Annotated in this window: 19 protein-coding genes; 16 read left to right on the forward strand and 3 right to left on the reverse strand. The window is 50.6% G+C overall.

Annotation, left to right across the window (positions count from 1 at the left end; all coding sequences use genetic code 11):
• Nucleotides 1–49 precede the first annotated feature (49 nt).
• The 5 genes from VH86_RS08375 to VH86_RS08395 all read left to right on the forward strand — a co-directional run bounded on the left by VH86_RS08375 (nt 50) and on the right by VH86_RS08395 (nt 5,204).
• Nucleotides 50–256 (forward strand): hypothetical protein, encoded by a 207-nt coding sequence (locus VH86_RS08375; protein WP_045832575.1) that lies wholly within the window; start codon nt 50–52, stop codon nt 254–256.
• Nucleotides 249–1,619: an amidase gene (locus tag VH86_RS08380; protein WP_045832576.1), complete on the forward strand. Its 1,371-nt coding sequence runs from the start codon at nt 249–251 to the stop codon at nt 1,617–1,619. The genes VH86_RS08375 and VH86_RS08380 overlap by 8 nt, the downstream gene beginning before the upstream one ends.
• Nucleotides 1,620–1,624: 5 nt before the next feature.
• On the forward strand, nt 1,625–2,491 hold the full coding sequence (locus VH86_RS08385; protein WP_045832628.1) for a DMT family transporter: 867 nt from the start codon (nt 1,625–1,627) through the stop codon (nt 2,489–2,491).
• Nucleotides 2,492–3,093: 602 nt separating this feature from the next.
• Nucleotides 3,094–4,329: an oligosaccharide flippase family protein gene (locus VH86_RS08390; RefSeq protein ID WP_045832577.1), complete on the forward strand. Its 1,236-nt coding sequence runs from the start codon at nt 3,094–3,096 to the stop codon at nt 4,327–4,329.
• A gap of 5 nt (nt 4,330–4,334) precedes the next feature.
• Nucleotides 4,335–5,204, forward strand: a complete 870-nt coding sequence (locus VH86_RS08395; RefSeq protein ID WP_052696572.1) for an ATP-grasp fold amidoligase family protein — start codon at nt 4,335–4,337, stop codon at nt 5,202–5,204.
• Nucleotides 5,205–5,312: 108 nt separating this feature from the next.
• Here VH86_RS08395 and fic read toward each other — a convergent pair whose 3' ends face one another.
• Nucleotides 5,313–6,389, reverse strand: a complete 1,077-nt coding sequence (fic, locus tag VH86_RS08400; protein ID WP_045832579.1) for a protein adenylyltransferase Fic — start codon at nt 6,387–6,389, stop codon at nt 5,313–5,315.
• Nucleotides 6,390–7,111: 722 nt separating this feature from the next.
• On the opposite strand from fic, the gene VH86_RS08405 reads away from it, so the two are divergent.
• Both VH86_RS08405 and VH86_RS08410 read left to right on the forward strand, forming a co-directional pair.
• Nucleotides 7,112–7,729, forward strand: coding sequence for a response regulator transcription factor (locus VH86_RS08405; protein ID WP_045832580.1), 618 nt, complete (start codon nt 7,112–7,114; stop codon nt 7,727–7,729).
• A gap of 89 nt (nt 7,730–7,818) precedes the next feature.
• Nucleotides 7,819–11,340 (forward strand): transporter substrate-binding domain-containing protein, encoded by a 3,522-nt coding sequence (locus VH86_RS08410; RefSeq protein WP_045832629.1) that lies wholly within the window; start codon nt 7,819–7,821, stop codon nt 11,338–11,340.
• Between the two features lie 20 nt (nt 11,341–11,360).
• On the opposite strand, the gene VH86_RS24680 is transcribed toward VH86_RS08410, so the two are convergent.
• Both VH86_RS24680 and VH86_RS08420 read right to left on the reverse strand, forming a co-directional pair.
• Nucleotides 11,361–11,975: a response regulator transcription factor gene (locus VH86_RS24680; RefSeq protein WP_052696576.1), complete on the reverse strand. Its 615-nt coding sequence runs from the start codon at nt 11,973–11,975 to the stop codon at nt 11,361–11,363.
• A gap of 107 nt (nt 11,976–12,082) precedes the next feature.
• Nucleotides 12,083–14,971 (reverse strand): transporter substrate-binding domain-containing protein, encoded by a 2,889-nt coding sequence (locus tag VH86_RS08420; protein WP_045832581.1) that lies wholly within the window; start codon nt 14,969–14,971, stop codon nt 12,083–12,085.
• Nucleotides 14,972–15,326: 355 nt separating this feature from the next.
• Here VH86_RS08420 and VH86_RS08425 point away from each other — a divergent pair, with 355 nt between their 5' ends.
• The 9 genes from VH86_RS08425 (at nt 15,327) to VH86_RS08465 (ending at nt 24,256) form a co-directional block, all read left to right on the forward strand.
• Nucleotides 15,327–15,971, forward strand: a complete 645-nt coding sequence (locus VH86_RS08425) for a response regulator transcription factor (RefSeq protein ID WP_231647177.1) — start codon at nt 15,327–15,329, stop codon at nt 15,969–15,971.
• 34 nt (nt 15,972–16,005) lie between these two features.
• A complete protein-coding gene (locus VH86_RS08430) occupies nt 16,006–16,497 on the forward strand; it encodes a DUF1090 family protein (protein WP_197080201.1) in 492 nt (163 codons plus the stop codon).
• A gap of 257 nt (nt 16,498–16,754) precedes the next feature.
• Nucleotides 16,755–17,465 (forward strand): DUF1120 domain-containing protein, encoded by a 711-nt coding sequence (locus tag VH86_RS08435; RefSeq protein WP_197080202.1) that lies wholly within the window; start codon nt 16,755–16,757, stop codon nt 17,463–17,465.
• Nucleotides 17,466–17,697: 232 nt separating this feature from the next.
• Entirely contained in the window at nt 17,698–18,408 is a 711-nt protein-coding gene (locus tag VH86_RS08440) for a DUF1120 domain-containing protein (RefSeq protein ID WP_052696577.1), read from the forward strand.
• A 232-nt stretch (nt 18,409–18,640) separates the two neighbouring features.
• Nucleotides 18,641–19,366 carry a DUF1120 domain-containing protein gene (locus VH86_RS08445; RefSeq protein ID WP_045832585.1) on the forward strand — a complete coding sequence of 242 codons (726 nt, stop codon included), beginning with the start codon at nt 18,641–18,643 and terminating at the stop codon, nt 19,364–19,366.
• Between the two features lie 238 nt (nt 19,367–19,604).
• Nucleotides 19,605–20,321, forward strand: a complete 717-nt coding sequence (locus VH86_RS08450; RefSeq protein ID WP_197080203.1) for a DUF1120 domain-containing protein — start codon at nt 19,605–19,607, stop codon at nt 20,319–20,321.
• A gap of 233 nt (nt 20,322–20,554) precedes the next feature.
• Nucleotides 20,555–21,256: a fimbria/pilus chaperone family protein gene (locus tag VH86_RS08455; protein ID WP_045832587.1), complete on the forward strand. Its 702-nt coding sequence runs from the start codon at nt 20,555–20,557 to the stop codon at nt 21,254–21,256.
• A 47-nt stretch (nt 21,257–21,303) separates the two neighbouring features.
• Nucleotides 21,304–23,676: a fimbria/pilus outer membrane usher protein gene (locus VH86_RS08460; protein ID WP_052696579.1), complete on the forward strand. Its 2,373-nt coding sequence runs from the start codon at nt 21,304–21,306 to the stop codon at nt 23,674–23,676.
• Nucleotides 23,677–23,689: 13 nt separating this feature from the next.
• A complete protein-coding gene (locus VH86_RS08465; protein WP_052696581.1) occupies nt 23,690–24,256 on the forward strand; it encodes a hypothetical protein in 567 nt (188 codons plus the stop codon).
• Nucleotides 24,257–24,283 lie beyond the last annotated feature (27 nt).

Raw genomic sequence — 24,283 nt, forward strand, 5'->3', positions numbered from 1 at the left:
AGGTTAAGGGGTTCACTTCACGTAGTGCGCCCGCATTAAAAGAGGATTGATGATGGATGCACTGACACTTCGGCTGGCCTTGATACAGCGCCATTGCGCGGCTGATGCCGTCGAGCTGGAACACCTGCTCACCGATTGTGAAGCGCGTGCGGCGGGCATCAGCGCCTTTGCTGCGCAATTTTTCTCGCCAACACTGCTGCCGGCAAATGCCTGGGTCTCTGCTTTGCAGCCGCCGCTGGAGTTGCCCCATGAGTGAGTTGATCGATGTCTCGATGCTGACGTTGGCACAACAGCTGCGCATGCGGCAGACCAGCGTCCCAGAACTGGTCGAAGCCTGTCTGGCGCGTGAGGAAACTACACGCGATCTCAATGCCTTCAATGAAGTCTATGTGTCTCAGGTTCGCCAGACGGCCAAAGCCAGCCAACGCTTGCTGGAACAGGGTTACGATCTGGGCCCGCTGCATGGCATGCCGATTGCCATTAAAGCCAATATCGATTTGGCCGGTGAGGAGATGCACGCGGGCAGCCAGATACTCAGTGGCAATATCGCCCAGCGTGATGCGGTGGTCGTGCAGCGCCTGAAACAGGCGGGTGCGTTAATCATCGGCAGCACCAATATGCATGAGTTCGCCTGGGGCGGCACCACTAACAATCCACACTACGGTGCCAGCAGCAATCCCTGGGATGATGCCCGCATTCCCGCCGGATCCAGCGGGGGTTCCGGCGTGGCTGCCTCGGTGCGCAGTGCGCTGGCCACGCTGGGAACCGATACCGGTGGTTCGATACGTTTACCGGCTTCGATGAACGGCATCACGGGCCTGCGCCCGGGCGTGGGCCGACTCTCCACGGAGGGCATTTTCCCCCTCGCCACCAGTCTCGATACCGTTGGGCCGCTGGCACGTTATGCCGAAGAGTGTGAAGTGCTGTTTAACGTGCTGGACGGAAAAAACCAGCCGCTGACAGCATTACCTGAACTGGCCGGATTGCGTATTGGTTTGCTGCCCGATGTGCATCAGCAGGTACAGCCTGATGTCGCGGCTGCCTATGATCAAATGGTGCAGTGGTTGGGAGCGGCGGGTGCGCGTTGCCAGACGCTGAGTTTGACCGGGCTTGATCAGGCAGTGAATGCGCTGGTGCTGATCAATCTTGCGGAACCGGCTTCATTGCACGCTGCCTGGCTTGCTGATCGTCCGCAAGAATACGGTGCGGATGTGCGTAAGCTGCTGCAAGCGGGGCTCGCCATTACCGCCGTCGAGTATCTGCAGGCACAACGTTTCCGCACCGGTTTACGCTTGCAGTTGTTGCAGCATTTGAATCAGGTGGATGTGATTCTGGTGCCGACGCTGCCGTTTACCGCACCGCACAAAGGACTGGAAGCGATTCAAATGGGCGACCGCGAAGAGAGCGTGTTGACCGGCAACATGCGTTACAACGCGCTGGCAAGTCTGTCAGCACTGCCTGCTATCAGTCTGCCTGCCGGGTTTGATCATGAAGGGATGCCCATCGGCATGCAGCTCATTGGACGTGATGGCGCTGAGCGCAAACTGCTTGCTTTCGCGCGTCGATTCCAGCAGGAGCACGATTATCATCTGCAAACGCCAACCCGGCTACGTGCGTGAAACCCATTCCCCTGCGCGACCTGTTAATCCTGCTGTTGGTGGTAAACGGCTGGGCTTTTAACGTTATCGCCATGAAGCTTGGCCTGATGGAACTGCCGCCGCTGTTCATGCTGACGCTGCGTTTTGTGCTGGTGGCAGCCCTGTTGCTGCCGTTTCATCGCCTGACGTGGCGTCAGCTACCTGGCATGATGCTGCTGGGATTCACCTTTGGTTTTGTGCATTTCGGGTTAATGGTGATTGGCATGCAAAGCACCGATGCGGGCACCACCGCGGTGTTTATCCAGATGGGCACGCCGATCGCCATGCTGCTGGCCGCATTCTGGCTCAAAGAGCGGCTTCGCTATCAGCAAATCGGTGGCGTGGTAGTGGCGTTTTTTGGTGTGATGATTCTTGCAGGCAGTCCGGCATTCGCGCACTGGCAAAGCATCTTGTGGTTATTGATGAGCGCCTGTGGTTGGGCATGCAGCACGGTGCTGATCAAGCGTCTGCCGCCGATCGCGCCGCTGGCGATGACGGGCTGGCTGTCACTGTTTGCCATTCCACTGGTAGGGATGAGTTCACTACTCACCGAGCAGCACCAACTCGCTTTGCTGCTGGCGGCGGGTTGGCGCGGTTGGCTGGGGGTGATCTACAGCGCGCTGGGTTCGTCCATCCTCGCTTATTCATTGTGGTACGGCTTGCTAAAGCGCTATCCCGCCAGCCAGATTCTGCCCTGGTCATTGCTGAGCCCGGCACTGGCGCTGTTAATGGGCGTGGCGATTCTGCATGAATCACTGGATCGCAGCAAAGTGATCGGCACGCTGCTGATTGTGGGCGGGATATTGCTGGCAGTGGTACGAGGCACAGTAATAAAGAAGAGGGTAGTGGTGTAATTGGGATTTTTCAGCCGCAAAGCTCAGATATCTTTATGTAAGAGAGTTTTATCCGCGTATCACTCAAACCTGTCAATGCGGCATGTCAGGCACGCACGTCGGCTCAAAAGCGCGAGTTTATTCCCTTATTTTAATTTGATTCGTTGCGGTAAACACAGCGCTTACCCGTGTTGATATTGTCGCAGCCCGATGTCCCTGTGTTAAAACGCCGAGTTAAGGGGAGGAATGAATGGGTTTGCGTTTTATTATTCTGTCCGCCGCGCTCATGCATACTGCACTCTCTATCTTCCTAATCATTACCCTCCTATTTAATTAATTCCATCAATGCAATGCCTTACTAATAGCTGGTACTGATTTTTATAAATATTGCTACTAATCTGATTCGAACAGAAAACCCTTCACTATTTTCGTGTAAACAGTCACAGTATCGACCAATTAAAATGAAAGCGTAAAGTAAAGAGAGAATGTGAAGGTTATTTGACTATATAACCTTTTTGCAAATAAATATACCAGTAATGCATATAAATCCCGTTGCTTTTGAGCGTAGAACATCAATCAAGCATAACAACTGCAACTCAACATAAGTGTATGTGAGACGTGAAATGTATTCTAACGCAATATGGATCATGCTGGAGAAGTCAGTCAACATCATCGGGCTGATATATATCAATTCGTTAATGGCTAAATACATTGGCCCAGATAACTTTGGCAAGATAAACATCGCCACCTCTCTGTTTATTTTTGTGCAGACGTTATCATGGTTTGGCGGTCAAAATATTATCTTCAAGCGCATGAGCGAGAGGACGCGATCGGGTATCTCTTTAGCAATGCATACTCAGAATCAGCGACGTTTTTTCTTTCTTATCTCCTCAAGTGCAGTACTGACGTATCTCTACTTCTTTACGGATCTCACGGTCTTTATCTTTGGCGTGGCCAACTGCATCGCGACCTATTACATCGTGATGGACTTCTTTTCGATTTACAACAATACCCAATTAAAATCAAAAATCAACACGATAACCAATGTCATCGGATTATCCCTGGCACTGTTAGCCCGATACGGCATCGCACACTTCGAGCTGCCTATTTACTACTTCACGATCCCCATTATTATTATTCCCCTTATCCCTTACATTATGCGTCTTATTTACTTTAGGCAGACTACGACAATCAATGAGAGCAGTAAGGGTGCCATCATGTATAACCGTCATATGTTGTACACCGGTGGAGCCTTGATCCTATCGAGCATATCAGCGGATATCTACACGCAGATTTCGAGTATTTTTCTGGCCAAAATGATTTCTTACTCAAATCTGGGAATCTATAGCGTTGCATTAACCATAGGAGGCGCCTGGTCATTTATTGTATTGGCATTAATAACGAGTTTCTTCTCAAAGATTTACAACGAAAAGAATCAACCTGCTGTTGATGAATTACTCGGTAAAATCAACAGGATTGTTATCCTGCTGTCCCTTGTTGTGCTAGGTGGATTCTATCTGTTTGGTGAGTACTTTATCCATTTGCTGTATGGCAATAATTATATGGGTTCTGTGGAAATCATACCCATCATCATTATTGGCACGATGTTCTCGTCACTGGGAACGATCTGCTACCGGTATATGATCAAAGAGTCCGGATACAACTACCTGGCTAAGAAAATGTTTTTATGTTGTGTCTTAACCGTGCCATTTTCCTGGGTCATGATCCGTTCCTTCGGAATTAATGGCGCTGCATACTGTTTTTTGATTGTTGAAATTTTGTCTTGCACGTTACTGAATTATTTTTTCAAGAATAGAACAATCATCAAAATGCACCTCAACATTTTTAAAACGAGATAATTTCAATGAGAATGATAAAACACACAGTTAAGTCAGCTCTGAAAATTAGCGCTAATATTTCACCAGAATTCTGTGCTAAAGCCCACTACTACATAAAATTTAAGAAGAAACTTAATTTAACCAACCCGACCAATTTTAATGAAAAGATTCAGTGGCTCAAGTTCAATGAACTGAGCAATGATATCTACACTCGCTGCGCGGATAAGTATAAAGTCAGAGAATATATTACATCCAAAGGCTGCGGTGAAATTCTCAATGAGCTTTATGGCGTCTACGATACTCCTCAAGACATTGACTATGCTGCACTGCCTGAAAGGTTTGCGCTCAAGTGCAATCACGGTGCAGGCTACAACATCATTTGTAGTGATAAATTCTCATTAGATGTTGAAAAAACCAACAGGCAGCTGAGCAAGTGGTTAAGTGAGGATTTCTCATCACATTTTATTGAGCCACAGTACCGAAAGATTGAGAGAAAGATTCTCTGTGAAAAATTCATCGAGAATGAACGCGGTGGTTTTCCAGACGACTATAAGTTTTACTGCTTTAACGGTAAACCTTACGCCGTCATGGTTTGTGTCGGCCGTGAAAAAGGCACGCCTAAATTCTATTACTTTGATATGAACTGGAATCCGCTTCCTTTTGAAGACACAGTGAAGTTACTTAATAAGCATGATCTGCCAGAGATGCCTGATGGCTTTGTGAAAATGAAGCATTATGCAATGAAACTGGCGACCGATTTTAAGTTTGTGCGCGCTGATTTCTATCTTCTGAACGGTGAGGTCATTTTTGGCGAACTGACATTTACGCCTTCAGCAGGACTGGATGTCTCACTTCAGGAAGCGGATGCCATTTTGGGTGGGCAGCTGAGGTTGTGATCAGTGTGCATTGAGCAAACACAGCACACTCATGTCGCCCCTCCCTGTGGGTGAATAGCGGCTCGGGGATTGAGGGTGGCATAAAGCAACCCTTGATCCCCTTGTTATTTATTGATTAAGTTCCTTCAATAGCCTTGTGTTCATATACAGCTTCTCGCGTCCGTAACTTTTCTCTTCCAATACGCCAATTTCCACCAACTGTTTCAAATAGGAAGAGGCCGTTTGACGTTTAGAGATACCACTTTCAACCAGATTTTCGATGCGGCAGTAAGGTTGCGCAAACAGCACCTGCATCAACTCATAGGAATAGATTTTTGGCAGTTTTTCACGTACGTAAGCCGCTACTTCGGTGATTAATGCACGCACAATGGCAATTTTTTTCGTCGTCCAAATGGCGGTATTTCGCACGGCTTCCAGCATGAATAGAATCCAGGCTTCCCATTCACCGTTTGCGGTGACGCCACGCAGCAGCGTGTAGTAATCGTCTCGGTTTTCCAGAATGAACCGCGAGAGATAAAGAATGGGTAACGAAAGCAACTCGGTTTGGATCAAGTACAGAATATTCAGGATACGGCCAGTACGACCATTACCGTCAGGAAAGGGGTGAATGCACTCAAACTGATAATGGGAAATCGCCATTTTTACCAGTGGATCGATCTCGTCATTGGCATGAATGAAACGCTCCCAGTTTGCCATCAAATCACGAATAGCGGTTTCACCCACAGGAGGTGTATAAACCACGTTGTTGTGTTGGTCACGCAACACCGTCCCCGGCGTTTTGCGAATATCACTTTGCACTGCACGTAGCTTGGTGCAAAGCGCTATCGCTGTATTGGTACACAGTGGGTAAGCATCAAGATGGGTATAGCCCTCGAACAGGGCCGTGCGGTAACGTAACGCCTCTTTTGTGGAGGGATCGGCGTTTTCGTCATGATCGGCATATTGGAAAAGCTGATCGCTGGTGGTCACGATGTTTTCAATGCGAGATGAATCCTTCGCTTCTAACATGGGTAAGATGTTAATCAGCAACCCTTGATCGGGAATCAGTTCCCCGGCGGTTTTTAGCTCCGCGACTGCGGCCCGAGCCGCGATGCAAGCCTTCAAAACCCTACGTGTCTCAATGGTTTCGAGGTCAGGCGGCAGCAACGGCAAGGTGTTATAGGGGGTTTCAGGTTTCCAGCTCATATGTTTAAAAAAACCGATTTTATCGACATATAGCCATAATATGTCGATGACTTAAACATGTCACGGCCATATGTTTAAAAAAACCGATTTTATCGACATATCGTCGAAACATGACGATGCCGTGTACATATCGAAATCCAGGTCTCTGTCAAAAATCGTCACAACTCTGCCGGGTTATTGGGGTGTTTGCCAACCCCTTTGAAGAAGAGCGGCGTGTGTTGGCTGTAATTCTCGCAATAAGGGAACGAACCTCATACTCTAAGTTTTTCTCCTGGGTAAATATGCAACAGAAACAATAGCGCACATGATCTATTTTTTAACCTTAAAACTAAATGGAATATGCCTATAAATTTAGCGTTAACTCTTTATGTTCAATAAAATAAAGCTAACCATACTCAATCATTCAGGTTATCAATGACCAAACTTTATTCACTTTCGAGCGCTTTTCCACTCATGCCAGTGAGGAAAATTTTTGCGTTTGTTATGAATTATCGCGCCCCATATAAACGAAAAGTAAGATATATCATATGACCTGAGACATTAGATGAACAAGTAACAACAAAAGGTCAATGCTCAAGGGAGTAATCATTTATAAATCAATACATTAATCCCCTTACAAGACGGAGTTTCGATAAGTACTTTCCTACAGACTATTCTTAGTTATCTTGCTAGGCTATCTTTCAAATCAATCCTGTCAACCGATCTTACGGGCTGCCTATTCCATGAAGAAAGTGCTTATTGTCGATGACCATCCGGTGATTCGTTTTGCCGTGAAAATGCTGCTGGAGCGAAGCGGTATGGAGGTTGTGGCCGAAACCGATAATGGTGTGGATGCTATCCAGAAGACCAAAGACACGCGCCCGGATCTGATACTACTGGATATCGGTTTACCCAAAGTGGATGGTTTTCAGGTGTTACAACGTCTACGCGCACTGCAGTTACCGCTGAAAATTTTGGTGCTGACCTCGCAAGAGGGGGCGAACTTTGCCCAACGTTGCAAGCAGGCTGGTGCCGACGGTTTTGTCACCAAAAGCGATGATTTAGGCGAACTCACCGATGCGATTAAAATGGTGATGCGCAATTACAGCTTCTTCCCGCAAATGGAATATGGACAGCCGAGCAACCAGGATGACGGCAAATTGCTTTCTGATATTTCCGATCGTGAACTCAGTGTGCTGATCAGCATTGCTAAAGGGCTGACCAATAAGCAGATAGGGGAGCAACTGGTATTAAGTGAAAAGACCATCAGCACTTATAAACATCGCCTAAAGCAGAAACTCAATGCACATACCTTAATTGAGTTGATCGATTTTGCCCGTCGTAACAATTTGATTGGATAATGCTCGCTATGCAGCGCTTACGTGTCATTTTACTGTTTATTGGGATGTGGCTGGTTTGCGCTCCCGTTCAGGCTTCCGAACTTCAGTTAATGACGCACCTGATAGGCTCAGAACAACCTGCTTTAATACTGTCCCCCGATGAAAAGGCCTTCCTTCATCAGAAGCATCAGTTGGTAATGGGCGTGATGCGTAACGACTCGCCCCCATATGGAATGCGCAATATTCGTGGCGAATTTGAAGGTATCAGCGCGGATTATGTCGGCCTTATCGCGCAACAGTTTGGCATTCCGGTTCGTATTGAAACCTTTAACGATCCTGAAAAGCGCTGGAAAGCATTGGCGTCAGGAGAAATCGATTTTATCCCCTCAGTCCCCAAATGCATGCCAAAAAACGATTTTGCCATGTCTACATCCTATGCCAGAGACCGGGCGGTTCTGGGCACTGAGATGACACATACCAAAAAGCTCCCAGCTGACCTGCAAGGGATTCAGGTGGCTTTAGTCAGAGATTACCTGCCGCTTTCACTACTACGCCAATATTACCCACAAGCTAAATTTCGTCTTTATGAAAATTATCAGGATGCACTCAGCGCTGTGGCTTTCGGCAAAGCGGATGTCTACCTGGGAAACAGTTATTCGCTCAGTCGCAATTTCCTGAATAATCTCCAGTTAGCCAGCTACAGCACCTTGCCAGTCAGGGATATCGCTTTCGCGTTTAGCCACGATCAGCCTGAGCTGTTGTCATTGTTCAACAAGGCGTTAGCGAATATTCCTTTGGATGATAAGTTGCAAATCAACCGTATCTGGCAACCTGATTTAGTCGATATCACCCAGTCTGTTAATCCGTTGGTTTTCACCCCTGAAGAGAAACGATGGATGGCGACACACCCTCGCGTCAATGTGGTGTTGTTTAGCGGCGATAAAGCGGCGCCAGTGACCATTGTGGGGGCCGATGGGCGATTACGTGGAATGGCATACGATTTGCTCTCGATAGTGCGTCTGAAAACCGGGCTAAACTTTGAATACAGTACTGTGGATAATGCCATTCAGTTGCTGCAACGGGTTAAAACGGCTGAAGTTGACATGTTCGCCTCGCTGACACCCAGTACACAGAGTTCGCAACAGATCCTTTTTACTCGCCCTTATCTGCGCAGTGCCTATGCCCTTACCACGCGCGCAAATCGCAGCGATATTCATTCCCTGCCAGATTTGCGCGGTAAGCGGCTGGCGATGGTGTCGGGCAGTGGGTCAGAAGATCTCATTCACACACATTTTCCTGATATCACATTGGTTTCAGTGGATAACGAATCTGCATTGATGCAAAGCGTGGCTGAAGGGCGCGCGGATGCCGCTGTGGGCATTCTAATGATGTCGGATTATCAAATTAAATCTTACTACCCCCGGCAACTTAAAATTGTCGCGACAGTAGGGGAGCGACCCGCCTGGATATCTTTTGGTGTCGGGCCAAGCGATCCTGAACTGCAATCCATTCTTGATAAAGTGATGTTAAGCATTCCGCCCGTCGAAATGGAGAGCCTGGCAAACCGCTGGCGCCCAGGGGATTTTGTTAATATTGACGATTTTTGGTCACGATATCGTGATTTGATGATCGCGTCCGCTATTTTCACCGGCATCATTATCCTGATGACGGTGGGATGGGCACTTTATCTGCTTCAGCAGATAAAACGTAAGGCGGCGCTACGCCGGGAATTAAACAATCAACTGGCGCAACTGCGTACCGTGGTCAGCAGTATGCCGTTCCCCGTTTCACTGCGCGATCGTCAGGGAAGACTGACATTCTGCAACGAACGCTATTTAGTCGAAACCGGTGTCACCTATGACGAGGCGCTGGGCAAAACCATGGTGGAACATCCCGGCCTGCGCACCCCAGAACAAGCGGCTTTCTACCATGGTCAGCTAATGGAAGTGATGAACTCCGACTCGCGCATTCTGGAAGATCGTCGGTACGACTTGTGGGACAACCCCAATTCTTCCATCGGCGTGACCGTTTATCAGTGGATTGAACCCTGGCATGACAGTGATGGCACAGTGGTGGGTGTGATCGGGGGGTGGATGGATATCTCGGAACGTGAAGCCCTGTTTGCCGAGCTACGTGAAGCCAAAGAGCGTGCGGAAGATTCTAACCGGGCGAAATCGGTGTTCCTTTCTACCATGAGCCACGAAATCCGTACGCCCATGAACGCGATCATCGGCATGCTGGATATGGCATTAAAGAAAGGACGCAATGGCGAGCAGGATATCCAGGCGCTGGAAGTCGCCTATGAATCTGCTGACAGTCTGGTGGGATTGATTGGCGATATTTTGGATATTTCGCGTATCGAGGGTGGACAGCTGGATTACCATCCTGAACCCGTTGATTTGGCGAAACTGATCGATAATCTGCTCAAAGTTTTTCAGGGATTGGCACTGGACAAAAACATCAGTCTGACCAAGCGCTATCCCGAAGAACCGCTACAACCGGTGCTGGCCGATCCTCTGCGTATCAAGCAAGTGCTCTCCAATTTGCTGGGCAATGCGATTAAATTTACCGATCAGGGCGGTGTGTCACTGACTGTTCATCAGCAGGTGGATGCAGTGAGCAATCTGGTGACCTATACCATCGATGTGCAGGACAGCGGTATCGGTATTGATCAGGCACAGCAGGCGACGCTGTTCCAGCCCTTTAGTCAGGCGGACAATCGCCGTTCCGGGACCGGTTTAGGCCTTTATATTAGCCGTACCGTTTGTGAAAAAATGAACGGCACCTTAACCCTGAGCAGTGAGCGGGGCATTGGGACTTGTGTGCAAGCGGTGATGCGTTTGCCCCTGTTGAGCAGTGCAGGGGAAAGAGACGAATCAATCCATGATATTGCTGCGGCTTTGCCCAGCGGTAAAGTACTGGTGGTGGATGATAATGCCGCCAACCGCATGTTACTGGCTAAACAGCTCAGTTGGCTGGGGCAGCAGGCAACGCTGGCGTGCGATGGCTATGAAGCACTGCAATGCTGGCAGCAAGAACACTTCGATGTGATCATCACTGACTGCAATATGCCGGGCCTCAGTGGCTATCAATTGACCCAGGTGATCCGTGAATCGGAAGAAGAGCAGTCGCGTCGGGCGGCGTGGATTATTGGTTTCACCGCCAATGCGATGCACGAAGTCTATGAGCGTTGCATGGAAGCGGGCATGAACAGTTGTTTATTTAAACCTTGCTCGTTAAACAGTTTGTCCGCGGCACTTAGTCAGGCTCATTCCGACCAGGCTGCTGAGTGGGTTGAAGAACAGAACCCGCCAATTGAACAGGCGGATGAAGAACAACGCATGGCGGAAAGCCTGCATGATTTAATGATAACCACGTTGCAAGAGGATCTCTCCAAACTTGCTGTTTTAACGCCCGCGGAGGATCGCCACGCGATCGCCGATCTTGTCCATCGTATCGCGGGAAGCCTGCGTATTGCGCGGCGTAATGATCTGGCAGATGCCTGCCTGAGTCTGGAAAAGCAGTGCCGGGATACCTCTTTACCGGCCGAGGTCTTCACACCCGCCCTGACTTCACTGACGACAGAACTTCACACCTATCTCTCTGACTTGCAGAATTCGCCGGTGCTGTGAGGCACCGGTTTATTTCTTAGTCAGGCAAAGCCATTTCTCGCGGCTAAATCCACCACATCGCTGATGTTACTGGTCTGCATCTTTTTCATAATGCTGCGTTTATAGGTACTGACGGTTTTAGAACTGATATCCAATTCCTGGGCAATGGTCTTGTTTTTTTTACCGGCGGCCAGATGACGTAGCATCTGTATTTCCCGATTGGTGAGTGATTGTATAATCAGTCTGTCAGGATATCGCTGATGATAAGCATTTTTAGCATGGCGAAATACCACGGACTCGTTATTGGCGAGTGCGGTTAATACGCTGCTGAGTTTTTCAATGGGACAGGCTTTGCTCATATACGCCTGGTAATCCAGGCGTAAACTGCGCAATAAATAATAAACGCTTTCGTCTCCTGCATAGGCAAAGATTCTGAGATCGATATAACGGCGCTTTAACTGAATGAGTTTAACCAGTGAGGCGTGGCTGAGTTGGGCCGGATCAAACACCACAAGATGTGGGCGATACACCACCGTACTGTAGATGAAGTCATCCTCATCACCAGTGGCGATAATCACTTTATCGTGACGTTGCTGAAAAAAAAGCACTAAAACATCGCGAATGAGCGGTTGCTTGTCATAAATAATAACGTGCATATGGGCGTCCTTGCTGTGCGAGAAAATAGAAAATCATTCTCACACAGCACCGTCTTTTAATAACCAGGCCGCGTCCTTAATTCATCGAATCATAGACAAGAATACTTTTAAGAAGTGGGGAGATGAAGATGTCGCTCAACCCATTGCGCTAATTCTTCGGGGGAAAGTGGTTTTGTCAGGCAGGTGTTCATACCTGAGCTGAGACAGGTTTTGGTAGCATCGAAGCCACTCATCGCGGTTAGCCCCAGAATCGGCACAGGGCCAAGCTGCTCATTGGCTTCCTGCTGGCGAATATGTCGCGTCATCGTAAAACCATCCATTTCAGGCATGGTGCAATCTGTGATGATCACATCGATTTGAGCCTGGTGTTTTTTCCACAAATCCAATCCTTCCTGGCCATTACTGGCAACCAGAACCTCATGGTTGTTGTTTTGCAGCTGCTGGCTGAGCATCAGGCGCGCGGGAGGGTAATCTTCAACAATCAGCACCTTCGAGCGCTTCTGCTCACTGGGGAGCGTTATCGGTGTGAGTCTGGCAGGATGCGCACTGAGATGGAGACTCACCGCGCTGCCTTTGCCTGCAACTACTTCAGCGGTAATCTCCGCGCCAGCAGCATGTGCCATCCGCTGACAGGCCGCCAGGCTGAAGCCTGTCATCGCCCAGTCGCGTTCGTCGGCTTCCTCTGTCAACTCTGCGTTGTTCATGAGTGCGGAGGCGGCATCAAACCCGCTGCCCTGGTCGCTCACTTCAATGACCAGATGATGGCTACCATCGGGCAGGGTTTCCAGCGGGTAGATTGCCACTTCAATTTCCCCTTGTTCGGTATGTTGAATGGCATTACGCAGCAAGCTAGAGACAATACGGATAATAAACAGCGGATCGAACTCAAACATCGGGGCTGGCAGCGCATCGGTCATTTTGATTTGCAGCCCCTTGTCTTCAGCCTGCTGGCGAAAGAGCGCCACCGTACTGTGCAGCAGCGATGGGATATTCACCACCCGACTGTGATTACTACTTTCACGCGCTTCGGCACGGAAGATATCAAATACATCCCCTACCAATGACAAAAGAATACAGGCGGACTCATAGGCGGTTTGCACATTCTCATTATGCAATTTTTGCTGCTGCAATCGACCGAGTTCCAACTCCAGCAATCCCATCATGGCATTGAGCGGCGTGCGAACCTCATGGCCCATACTCTTCATAAATTGGTTGCGTGAGTGCAACACCTGTTGGTTCTCGGCGGTGGCACGCTCCAGTTGTTCGATTAATGCTTCTTTGGATTGCAAATGCCGGGCCACGGTTTTCAGGCTGTTGCGCAGGCGAGTCACCCACAAAAAGAGACAGCCTGCTATCAATAGGGCGGCGATGATGATGATGAAAAGTGTCCACGACGTCTCAGCATCGTAATGACTCTGCTCAGGGACAGGGAGGGTATCACGCCACGATGCGGCCAGATGGGTCAGCGTAAGCGGGGTAATCTGCTGCAATGCCTTATTGGTCACACTCAAGGCCAGGGGATTATCCCGTTTCGCTGCAAAACTGATATTCATCGGCTTCACTGGCAACGCCAATGCCTGATAGAGCGAGCCGATGCCCGTGCGTTTCAGATGATATTGCGCGGCAAACTGTGAGGCTACCACAGCCCGCACCTGCTGCTGTTTTAGCAGGTGAAGGGCCGTTTGCAGGTTCTCCACTTCAACCAATTGCAGCGTCGGGTACCAGGTTTGGAGCCAGGGGATTAATGGGCTTTGTCTTACGATGGCAATCTTCTCGTCTGACAAATCCTGCAGCGATAACGGACGTTCATGTTGGCGATTCATCAACAGCACGGGCGGTGTCACCAACCATGGCGTACCGGTTTGCAGCCGGGGTGCCGTGGTTTCCTCTTCACCCGGCACACTGAAAGCCTGGCTGACTAACGCCTGAGGATAACGCGCGAGAAAAGCAGCCTTTTCTCGATCGCTGTTGATGACATGGTAGTCAAAAGCAATACCAAAGCGATCGCTAATAAACTTCAGCAGATTGATGGAGAGGCCATCGGGCTTGCCCTGGGCATTGATAAAGCTGTAAGGCTCAAGGCGACTATCCAGCACCACTTTGACCGGTTGGTTTTCGGCTAACCACGCCATCTCTTCAGGGCTTAACGCCAGCACGCGTGACGCTTCAGCAGCGTCCTGGTTCAACCCCCAATCGTGAGAAATGCGCAACCGACTCACCAGCGGCAGGGCGTCCAGCACCTGGTCAATAGCGGTAAGTAATTGTGGCGCGCGGCTGTTCACCCCAAAGCTAAAGTTCAGCGCACCTAAGGTTGCATCCGGCGTCAGCCAGACATTATCCATTTGTAAGTCGCGTGTCAGGTAGTGGGCGGTGGTGCGGTTAATGGTAATCGCACCAGACTCACCGGTAGCCAGTTGCTGTACCGCATGGTAATAATCCAAAAAACTATTTGGTGAGGCACCATAAGGGTCCCATTGATGCTGTTTGTCCTGCATTAACGCCAATAACCCGTTTTCAATTTCCGTATGCTGAAGTGGAGCCTGAGCGGAATGTAACACCACGGCCTGATCGTGCAGCCATGGTAAGGAGGCGGCAACGGTGCGATTTTTCTCCAGAGCGGGACGCCAGATGGCCAGCATGTCGATGTCACCGTCATGTAAGGCGCTCAGCGCTTCGCTGCGTGTTGGGAAATAGAGCAATTGGAAATGCACATTCAAGGTTGATTCGATGACGGATAAATAATCGGCATCGATGCCTGCTAGCACACCACGCTCGACCCCCAGGCTGACAGGGGGCTGCGATACGCCCCAAACCCCGACGTTAATGCGTGGGTGGCGTTGCAGCCAGTGGCTGACATCGGCATTAAACGTGACCGCAGGCGGGTTAACCTCAATGCGGGGAGTTAACACCAAGGGTTCGCCACCCGCAATGCTGCCGCTCGCGAAAAGCAGGGTATAAATAAGTACGAGATGCGATAGCAGGCGAGAGAATTTCATAATAATCCGCTGAGTTCCAAAGCAGGAAAAGTCCAAGAAGCAGGCACGGCGTTATCGGCGCGTCAGAATAATCTGGGGTATTGTGCGAAATTGTGGCGTCAAGTAGGCCAGGCGCGGTCTTGTTTTGCCGACTTCTGTCAGAGAAGTTTGATGGCACTACGATTTGCTATGGCTGTGTCAGTAAATTCCTACCGTTTAATCAGTAACTGTTGACTCAGAATGGTCTCACCTTGCGTTACGATCTGCGCGCAATAAAACGTATTTTGGTGTTTATTCTGGCTGACTGATGAGGTTGAAATAGATGATTCGTTACGCGGGTGAAAAAATAACGGTGGTATTACTGGATGACCACCCGATGATTCGATTATCACTGGAAATGGCGGCCAGCCATCATCCCGATATGCAGGTCACCGGCAGTTTTTCCCATAGCCACGAACTCTTAACATGGTTGCAAAAGAACACTGCTGATGTACTGGTATTGGATTATATCTTGGGCGGCGATGAGCTGGACGGCTTGTCGTTGATCAAACAGATTTTATCACGCCATCCAAAACTAAAAATTTTACTCTCATCATCCATGGAAAGCCTGGCGGTAATACGTGCCGCCTTTATGAATGGCATCAAGGGCTATATTTCTAAACGTGAAGAGGCGCAGGCGTATTTTGAAGCCATTCGCGTGATTTACAGCGGGCTGCGCTTTATTCCAGACAACATTGAAAGTGAATTAAGCAAAATACCGGTGCGTAAACGCGATGGTGCGGTATTAGATGGGCCGCTGTATCACGCCAACGGCGAGAAGCTTTCTCGCCTGGATACGCTGTTATCCCCGCGTGAAGCTGAAGTGATCCGCTGTTTCCTTGATGGTATGCAGGTCATTGAGATTGCAGAAAAATTAAAACGCAGCCGTAAAACCATCAGCGGGCACAAGCAATCGGGGATGAGAAAGCTGGGGCTGAGCACCGATTTAGAATTGTTTAAATACCGAGACCATCTTTTTTAATATTCACTTTTTCATGCCATCCAGCAGAAACTGGATGGCTTTACGTCAATCAGGAACAATAAACCTTATGAACACGGCCCCCATTTTAACGCGCGTTAATATCCAGATTCGAGCAGCCAGTTTATTCACGCTGGTAATGATGGCTGCGGCACCCGCTTATGCGGAGAAAAGCTGTGAAGTCCGTCGTACGGAAATGACTCAGGCGTTACAGTTGGCTGAGCAACATCAGCACGTAGAAAAAGAGGCAGGATTGCGCAAGGCGCTGGACGAATTGAACGCACACTGCACGCATGCTGGCACGCTGGCCAATACCCGCCATGAGTTGGCGCAGCTTGACGATAAAATCAGTGAAAAGCAGGAGTCAATCAAAGAGATTCAACAGGAAATTGACCTTGCCCGCGCTAAAGACGACGCAAAAAAGGTCAATAAATTACAACGCAAGCTCAGTCATAAAAATGACGAATTACTCGAAGCACAACAAAAACGTGCCGAAGTGAACATCGAGCTGGTGGCGCTAGAATACTGATTAATTTCTGTATCGCGGTTAACCCGTTTATTGTCAGACTTTGCCCCGGGCTCTCTGGGGCATTTTTATTTTAATTCTGCCTATCCCTTTAATCATCAGTATTTACTTACAGCCTGCAAATCCTTCACTGATATTTGGCAGCATTTCTCCCGGGCATAATAGCCATCAAGCCGCTGCATCAGCGTGACAGAAATTATCTGAAACAGACAGCACGGTAAACCTCCATAAACTCATTGGTGAGAAATTAAAGAATGAAAATGATGCAAAAATCCCTGCTGGCTCTGGCCGTGATTGCTACCACCGCGCTGAATGTTCAGGCGGCGTCAAATGTGGATGTGAAAGTGATTGGCCGCATTGACCCGGGCACCTGTACGCCAACCCTGAGCGGTGGCGGCACCATTGATTACGGCACCATGAGCCCGTCAGTGCTGGATGCGACCGGTCTGACCGTACTGCCTGAGAAACAGCTGGACTTCGCGATTGCCTGTACTGCGCCATCCAAGGTGGCAGTTAAGGTGGTGAATGGCCGTCCAAACACCGTTGCAGGGGCAATTGAGGGCGCGTCAGGATTTGCCACAATCACCGCAAATAGCGCCCGCTTTTTTGGTGGGGCTACCGCAACGTCTGTTGCGGGCCTCGGGGAATCTAATGGCGTAAAAGTCGGTGGTTACGCCATCCGTATTGTACCGGCCACAGTGATTGCCGATACAAACTCTGTTGCTAGCCTATTCGCTCCAAATATCGCATCCCCTGTTTGGGCTGGTAATCCAACTGGTAGTCTGCTCAGTACTGCGGCCGTGCGTGGTACAACCTGGGCTGCAACCGGCACCACCACTCCAATCGCCTTCACAAATCTGAGCGGCAAGCTGGGCGTTCAGGCTTTTCTGAATGAAAAGTCAGCCTTTGACCTGACCAATACCGTGCAGCTGGATGGTCTGAGCACGCTTGAGCTGGTGTATCTGCCTTAACATCGTATTGTTTATTTATTATCGCCCCGGACTAACCGGGGCGTTTTTATTTTAATTCTGCCCATAGTTTTAATCGTCAGTATTTACTGACAACCTGCTAATCCTTCACTGATATCTGTCAGCCTCACGGAAACCAATAATAGCCACCAGACCGCTGCATCAGCGTGACAGAAATTCTCTGAAACGGACAGCACGGTAATACTCCATAAACTCAATGATGAGAAATTAAATAATGGAAATGATGCAAAAATCCCTGCTGGCTCTGGCCGTGATGGCCACCACTGCGCTGAATGTTCAGGCAGCGTCAAATGTAGATGTGAAAGTGATTGGCCGTATTGACCCGGGCACCTGTACGCCAACCCTGAGCGGTGGCGGCACCATTGATTACGGCACCATGAGCCCGTCAACGCTGGCTGCATCCGGTTATACCGTACTGCCAGAGAAACAGCTGGACTTCGAGATTGCCTGTACTGCGCCATCAAAGGTGGCGGTTAAGGTTGTAAATGGTCGTCCAAGCACGGTTGCAGGGGCAAATGAGGGAGCATCAGGATTTGCTAGTGCGCCTGGCGGTGCAAATATTTTTGGTACGGCTAGTGTGGTAGTGGCAGGATTAGGTGAGTCCAATGGCGTGAAAGTGGGGGGGTACGGTATCCGAATCGCAACAGGCACAGTGATTGCTGATACAAAATCCGTAGATACTTTACGGACGGAAAATATTGTATCACCTGCCTGGAGTAAGTACGATTTGGGTAGCATGCTTGCGGCTGCTAGCGTTCGTGGCATGACATGGGCAGCAACCGGCACCACCGCCCCAATCGCCTTCACAAATCTGAGCGGCAAACTGGGCGTTCAGGCATATCTGAACCAGCGTTCAGCCTTTGACCTGACCAATACCGTGCAGCTGGATGGCCTGAGCACCCTTGAGCTGGTGTATCTGCCGTAGCATCGTATTGTTTATTTATTATCGCTCCGGGCTCTCCGGGGCATTATTATTTTAATTCTGCCCATAGCTTCAATCGTCAGTATTTACTGACAGCCTGCTAATCCTTCACTGATATTTTCCAGACTTACGAAAACCCATAATAGCCATCAAGCCGCTGCATCAGCGTGACAGAAATTCTCTGAAACGGACAGCACGGTAATATTCCTTAAATTCATTGATGAGAAAATAAATAATGAAAATGATGCAAAAATCCCTGCTGGCACTGGCCGTGCTGGCCACCACCGCGCTGAATGTGCAGGCGGCGTCAAATGTGGACGTGAAAGTGATTGGCCGCATTGACCCGGGCACCTGTACGCCAACCCTGAGTGGCGGCGGCACCATTGATTACGGCACCATGAGTCCTTCAGAGCTGGCCGCGACCGGTTTGACCGTACTGCCAGAGAAACAGCTGGACTTCGCGATTGCCTGTACTGCGCCATCCAAGGTGGCAGTTAAGGTCGTGAATGGCCGCCCAAATACGGTTGCAGGGGCAATTGAGGGTGCGTCAGGATTTGCCGGCATCCCAGCAAGTAGTGCATCCCTTTTTGGTTCGTCAGGGTCAATTGGGGTTGCGGGCTTAGGCCTCTCTAATGGTGTGAAAGTGGGGGGTTATGGTATCCGAATCGCTTCGGGCACAGTGATTGCTGATACGAAATCTGTTGATAACTTAGTAGCGTCAAATATCGCATCTCCTGTCTGGTCTGCAGCTGCTGCTGGCGCTACGGGAAGTTTGCTTGCTTCTGCGACCGTGCGTGGCGTGTCCTGGGCAGCCACCGGCACCACCACCCCTGTTGCCTTCACAAATCTGAGCGGCAAGTTGGGCGTTCAGGCTTATCTGAATGAAAAGTCAGCCTTTGACCTGACCAATACCGTGCAGCTTGATGGTCTGAGCACGATTGAGCTGGTGTATCTGCCGTAACATTGTATTGTTTATTTATTATCGCCCCGGACTACCCGGGGCGTTTTTATCTTAATTCTTCCCATAGTTTTAATCGTCAGTATTTACTGACAGCCTGCTAATCCTTCACTGATATCTGCCGGCCTGACCAAAACCCATAATAGCCACCAGACCGCTGCATCAGCGTGACAGAAATTCTCTGAAACGGACAGCACGGTAATACTCCATAAACTCATTGATGAGAAATTAAAGAATGAAAATGATGCAAAAATCCCTGCTGGCTCTGGCCGTGATTGCCACTACCGCGCTGAATGTGCAGGCAGCGTCAAATGTGGATGTGAAAGTGATTGGCCGTATTGACCCGGGCACCTGTACGCCAACCCTGAGCGGTGGCGGCACCATTGATTACGGCACCATGAGCCCGTCAACGCTGGCCGCAACGGGTTTCACCCTGCTGCCTGAAAAACAGCTGGACTTGGCCATTGCCTGTACTGCACCAAGCAAGGTGGCGGTTAAAGTGGTGAATGGCCGTCCAAATACCGTTGCAGGGGCAACTGAGGGAGCGACAGGATTTGCCGCTATCCCTGTAAGTAGCGCAGCCCTTTTTGGTGTATCAACGGGTACAATTGGTGTGGCGGGTCTGGGTGAGTCCAATGGCGTGAAAGTGGGTGGCTACGGTATCCGAATCGCACCAGGCACAGTGGTTGCCGATACAAAATCTGTTGCTAATTTAATAGCACCAAATATTGAATCTCCTGTTTGGGCTGCAGGTACTGCTGCGGGTACATTGATGGCCTCTGCAGGCGTGCGCGGCGTGTCCTGGGCAGCCACCGGCACCACCACCCCAATCGCCTTCACAAATCTGAGCGGCAAGCTGGGCGTTCAGGCTTATCTGAATGAAAAGTCAGCCTTTGACCTGACCAATACCGTGCAGCTGGATGGTCTGAGCACGCTTGAGCTGGTGTATCTGCCGTAACATCTTATGGTTTATTAATTACCGCCCCGGACTCTCCGGGGCGTTTTTATTTATCGCTGTCTTGAGAGTGTTGTAAGTATTTACTGACAAGATGGTAAGCCTTCTCTGCTATAGCCGCATTATTCTATTTCGCATAATTAATCCCACGCAGACGAAAGCTCATTCTAAAAAAGTTTTCGCGCAACATATTATTAAACGCGCCTTTACATGCGCCCGAATAATCGGAATCGACTATGAAAATGCCATCCCTGTTTAAGTTCGGGGCCGTTGCCCTGTGTTTAAGTTCATCCGCTGCACTGGCTACCGGTATGGTGCCGCAATTGCCGGTTGCCATTATCGATCAGGCAGAGGGCGAATCTTCAATGAATGTATTAAATACCGACAACACGCCGCTGCTGTTGGTCACGGGCCTGCTGAATATCGAAGACGACAATATCACCAGCCTGGTCACCGTGACGCCACCAGCTGCGCGCGTCGAGGCGGGCAAAAAACAGTTAGTGCGTTTCATCATGACGGAAAAAACGCCGCTGAAAACTGAACACCTTGGGCGCGTCACCTTTGAGGGTGTTCCACCGCAAAACAAAGGTGAGAATCAGGTGCGTATGTCAATTCGCCAGAACCTGCCGGTGTTGATTCGCCCGGCGGGTTTGGCGAAGGATGAAGCACCCTGGAAGCGGCTGACATGGAAGCAGACCGGCAATCAGCTTACCGCAGTGAATGACTCACCCTACGTGGTGCGCTTCAGCCCGCAGGTGACGACGCTGCCGGATAACAGCACCTGGACCATGCCGCAAACCTATATCTTGCCGGGCAAATCCGCCAGTTTCACGCTGGACAAGGGCCAAAAAGGCGGCGCGGCAACCAGCATCCGCATCATTCCCACCAATGTCTGGGGTTTTAGCGAAAAGCCATATGACGCGCAGTTGGTGAAATAACCGCGATGATACCGTCCCCTAAATTAAAACCATTTAAAAGATCGCGCATGGCGATTGCCGTATTCGGTGTGTTGTGCAGTACGTGCAGCACACTTGCAGGGGCGGAATCGTTTACCGAATTTGATGTGGAATCACTCAAAGCCAAAGGGCTACCGGCTTCGCTGGCGACCGAATTCGCGGCAGCACCGCGTTTTATGCCCGGCAACAGTACGGTAGAGCTGAAGGTCAATGGTGCGAAGCGTGGACGTCACGCGGTGCAGTTTGATGAAAAGGGTCAGCCTTGCGTCAATGCCGATTTCATTCACGCGGCGGGTCTGAAAACGCCCCCCGGCATGAAACCGGAAGAGAGCTGTTTCGATCTCAGCAGCGTTTGGCCGCAAACCGAGTGGAACCTGGACTCCGCCGAATCGCATGTTGAACTGGTGGTGCCACCAGAGGCGATCAATCCCGAGGCAGAAACCACCAACTGGCAGCACGGCGGTACGGCTGGCTTGTTGAACTACGACGCGCAATACAGTGGTTCAACCGGCGCCATGGCGGGTCTGGAGTTTATGCAGTTGGGGACGGAAGCCGGGTTTAACGCAGGGGACTGGATCTTTCGTAGCCGTCAGACCTTAAGCCGCTTTAATGGCGTGGATAATTTTCAGCATCAGAATGCCTATGCGCAGCGCACCTTTGCGGGCTTGAAAAAAGTGATGCAGGCCGGGCAGATCAGCCTCGGCAACTCGATGTTTGGTGCCGGCCAGGTATGGGGTGTGCAGATGTTCCCGGAACAGGCGTTGATGGGCGATCGTGGCGGACCGGGTTTAGTGGAAGGCATCGCTGAAAGCCAGTCCGTAGTGGAAGTCCGTCAATCGGGGGTGCTGTTGTATAGCACCACGGTGCCAGCGGGTCCGTTCAGGTTGCAGGGCTTTCCGCTGCTCAACACCCGCACCGATCTGGCTGTGACTCTAACGGGGAGTAACGGAGATAAACGCCAGTTTATTGTTCCGGCTTCCGCACTGTTGTTAAACGGCGGTGCAGTCGCGCCGGGGCTGTCGTTTGGCATCGGTAAGTTGGACCAGCAGGGAAGTGGCGAAGAGCCCATGATGGCGACGCTGTCAAACGGCTGGATGCTCTCACCTGGCACGATGTTGAACGGTGGCGTGTTTGGTTCTGATCCCTGGCGTGCACTTGGCGCAACGCTGGATGCCCAGTTGTGGAAGCAGAGCATGCTCGGTGTGCAGCTCACCGGTGCGCAAGATAATCGTCATGCCAATAAGGGTGTACTGGCCAGCACCAGCTTCAGCCAGCCTGTCAGTGAGAGAGTCACAGCCAATATCAACTACACGCGGCAAACCATTGGCTACCGTGAACTGAGCGATGCGCTGGTGCGTGAGAAGCAATCAGCCGGTGATCGCAACCGCGATCAGATTGGCCTGGGTCTGGGTTGGTCACATGACATGTTGGGGAGTTTGAGTTTTTCATGGGCGCGTGGCAGCACCTTTAATGGTGATGCCATCACCTATTTACGTGGCAGCTGGAGTAAATCATTTGGGCGCAGTTATGTGGGGTTGAGCCTGGAGAAGGACAGCGGCGGTCGTCAGCGCGAAGGGGACATGCGCGCCTACCTATCGGTCAGTATTCCGCTGGGCAACGATCAAAGTACCAGTAGTTATCTCAGCACCAGCAATCACAGTACGCGCGGCGGCGTGCGCTACGACAATCGCACCAGTCAGGATCGCGGTTGGTCGTTAGCAACGGATCGTGACTTCCGCAGCCAGCGTAATTCGGGTACCGCCAGTATCGACATGGTGACGCCGCTCAGCCAACTTTCTGGCAGCGTCAGTACCGACAGTGACCATTACACCAGCTATTACACCCGCGCCAGCGGTTCGCTGGTGGCACATGGCGGTGGCATTACGCCTTCGGCTTACAAAGTCACTGATACCTTTGCCATCGCTAAAGTAGGGAAAGAGAAAGGTGTGCGGCTGGAGACGCCAGGCGGCCCGACATGGACCGATAGCCGGGGTTATGCCGTGATTCCGTCCGTTAGCGGTTTCCAGAAGTCGACCATACAGGTTGATACCCGAACTTTGCCGAAGAACGTCGATATTTCCAACGGCTGGGGGGAAACCGAGGCCGCGCGTGGTGCGGTCAGTCACCTCAACTTTGAAGTGATTCGTAACCGCCGCGTGCTCGCCACGCTTACCGATGCGAACGGCAAACCGATGCCTTACAGCGCAGCGGTGTTCAACCAGGAAGGGCAGTTTGTCACGGCGGTGGACGAGAAGGGACGTGCCTTTATTACCGATGCCGATAACGCCGGCAAAATGGATGTGCAAAGTTCCGGCAAGACCCTGTGCAGCTTCCATCTGGATCTGCCGGAGCAGGCCGCCGCGAATGAATTGTTTGAAACTGCCAACGCGATTTGTCGCTAACCGGAGAGATGAAATGAAAAATTTACTGTCACTGCTAGCGCTGAGTCTGCTGATGATCAATCCGCTGCGTGCCAGCACGTCGGAAGCGCCACAACCCCTGGTGCCGGTCGATCCCCGTTGTTCGGTCTCCGTGGGGAATAGCACGGTGGATTATGGTCGGCAGTCGCGCGGTCAAATGGAGTGGAACGGTGCCACCTATACGCCGGGTAAACGCACCATGACGTTGAGCGTGGTCTGCCCGTTTGCCCAGCCGATTAAGCTGGCGTTGCAAGGCGATCGTGCCGCAGATGGCAGCTTGCGTTATGGCGATAACGGTCGTCTTAAAGTGCGTCTTTCTGATGCGCAGTTAGACGGCCAGTCCGTTCAGCTGCGGGATATTACGGCGGGCGATAAAGCCGTGGCCTCTTCGTTGCAACTCAAAGCCAATACCCGCTTTGAAGCAAGTGGTAACGGCTTACCCCTCAGCGGTAAAAGTTTCACCGCCAGGCTGGAGCTCGAACCTGAATTGAGTATGGATGCGGCAACAGTAAGCCGCTCAACCCAGTTCAGCAGCAGCTTCGCGTTAGATGTGATTCAGTGAAGTCACTTCTAGCCCCAGCATGATCAA

The sequence above is a fragment of the Pantoea sp. BL1 genome (genome assembly GCF_000963985.1).
GTDB lineage: Bacteria > Pseudomonadota > Gammaproteobacteria > Enterobacterales > Enterobacteriaceae > Pantoea > Pantoea rwandensis_B.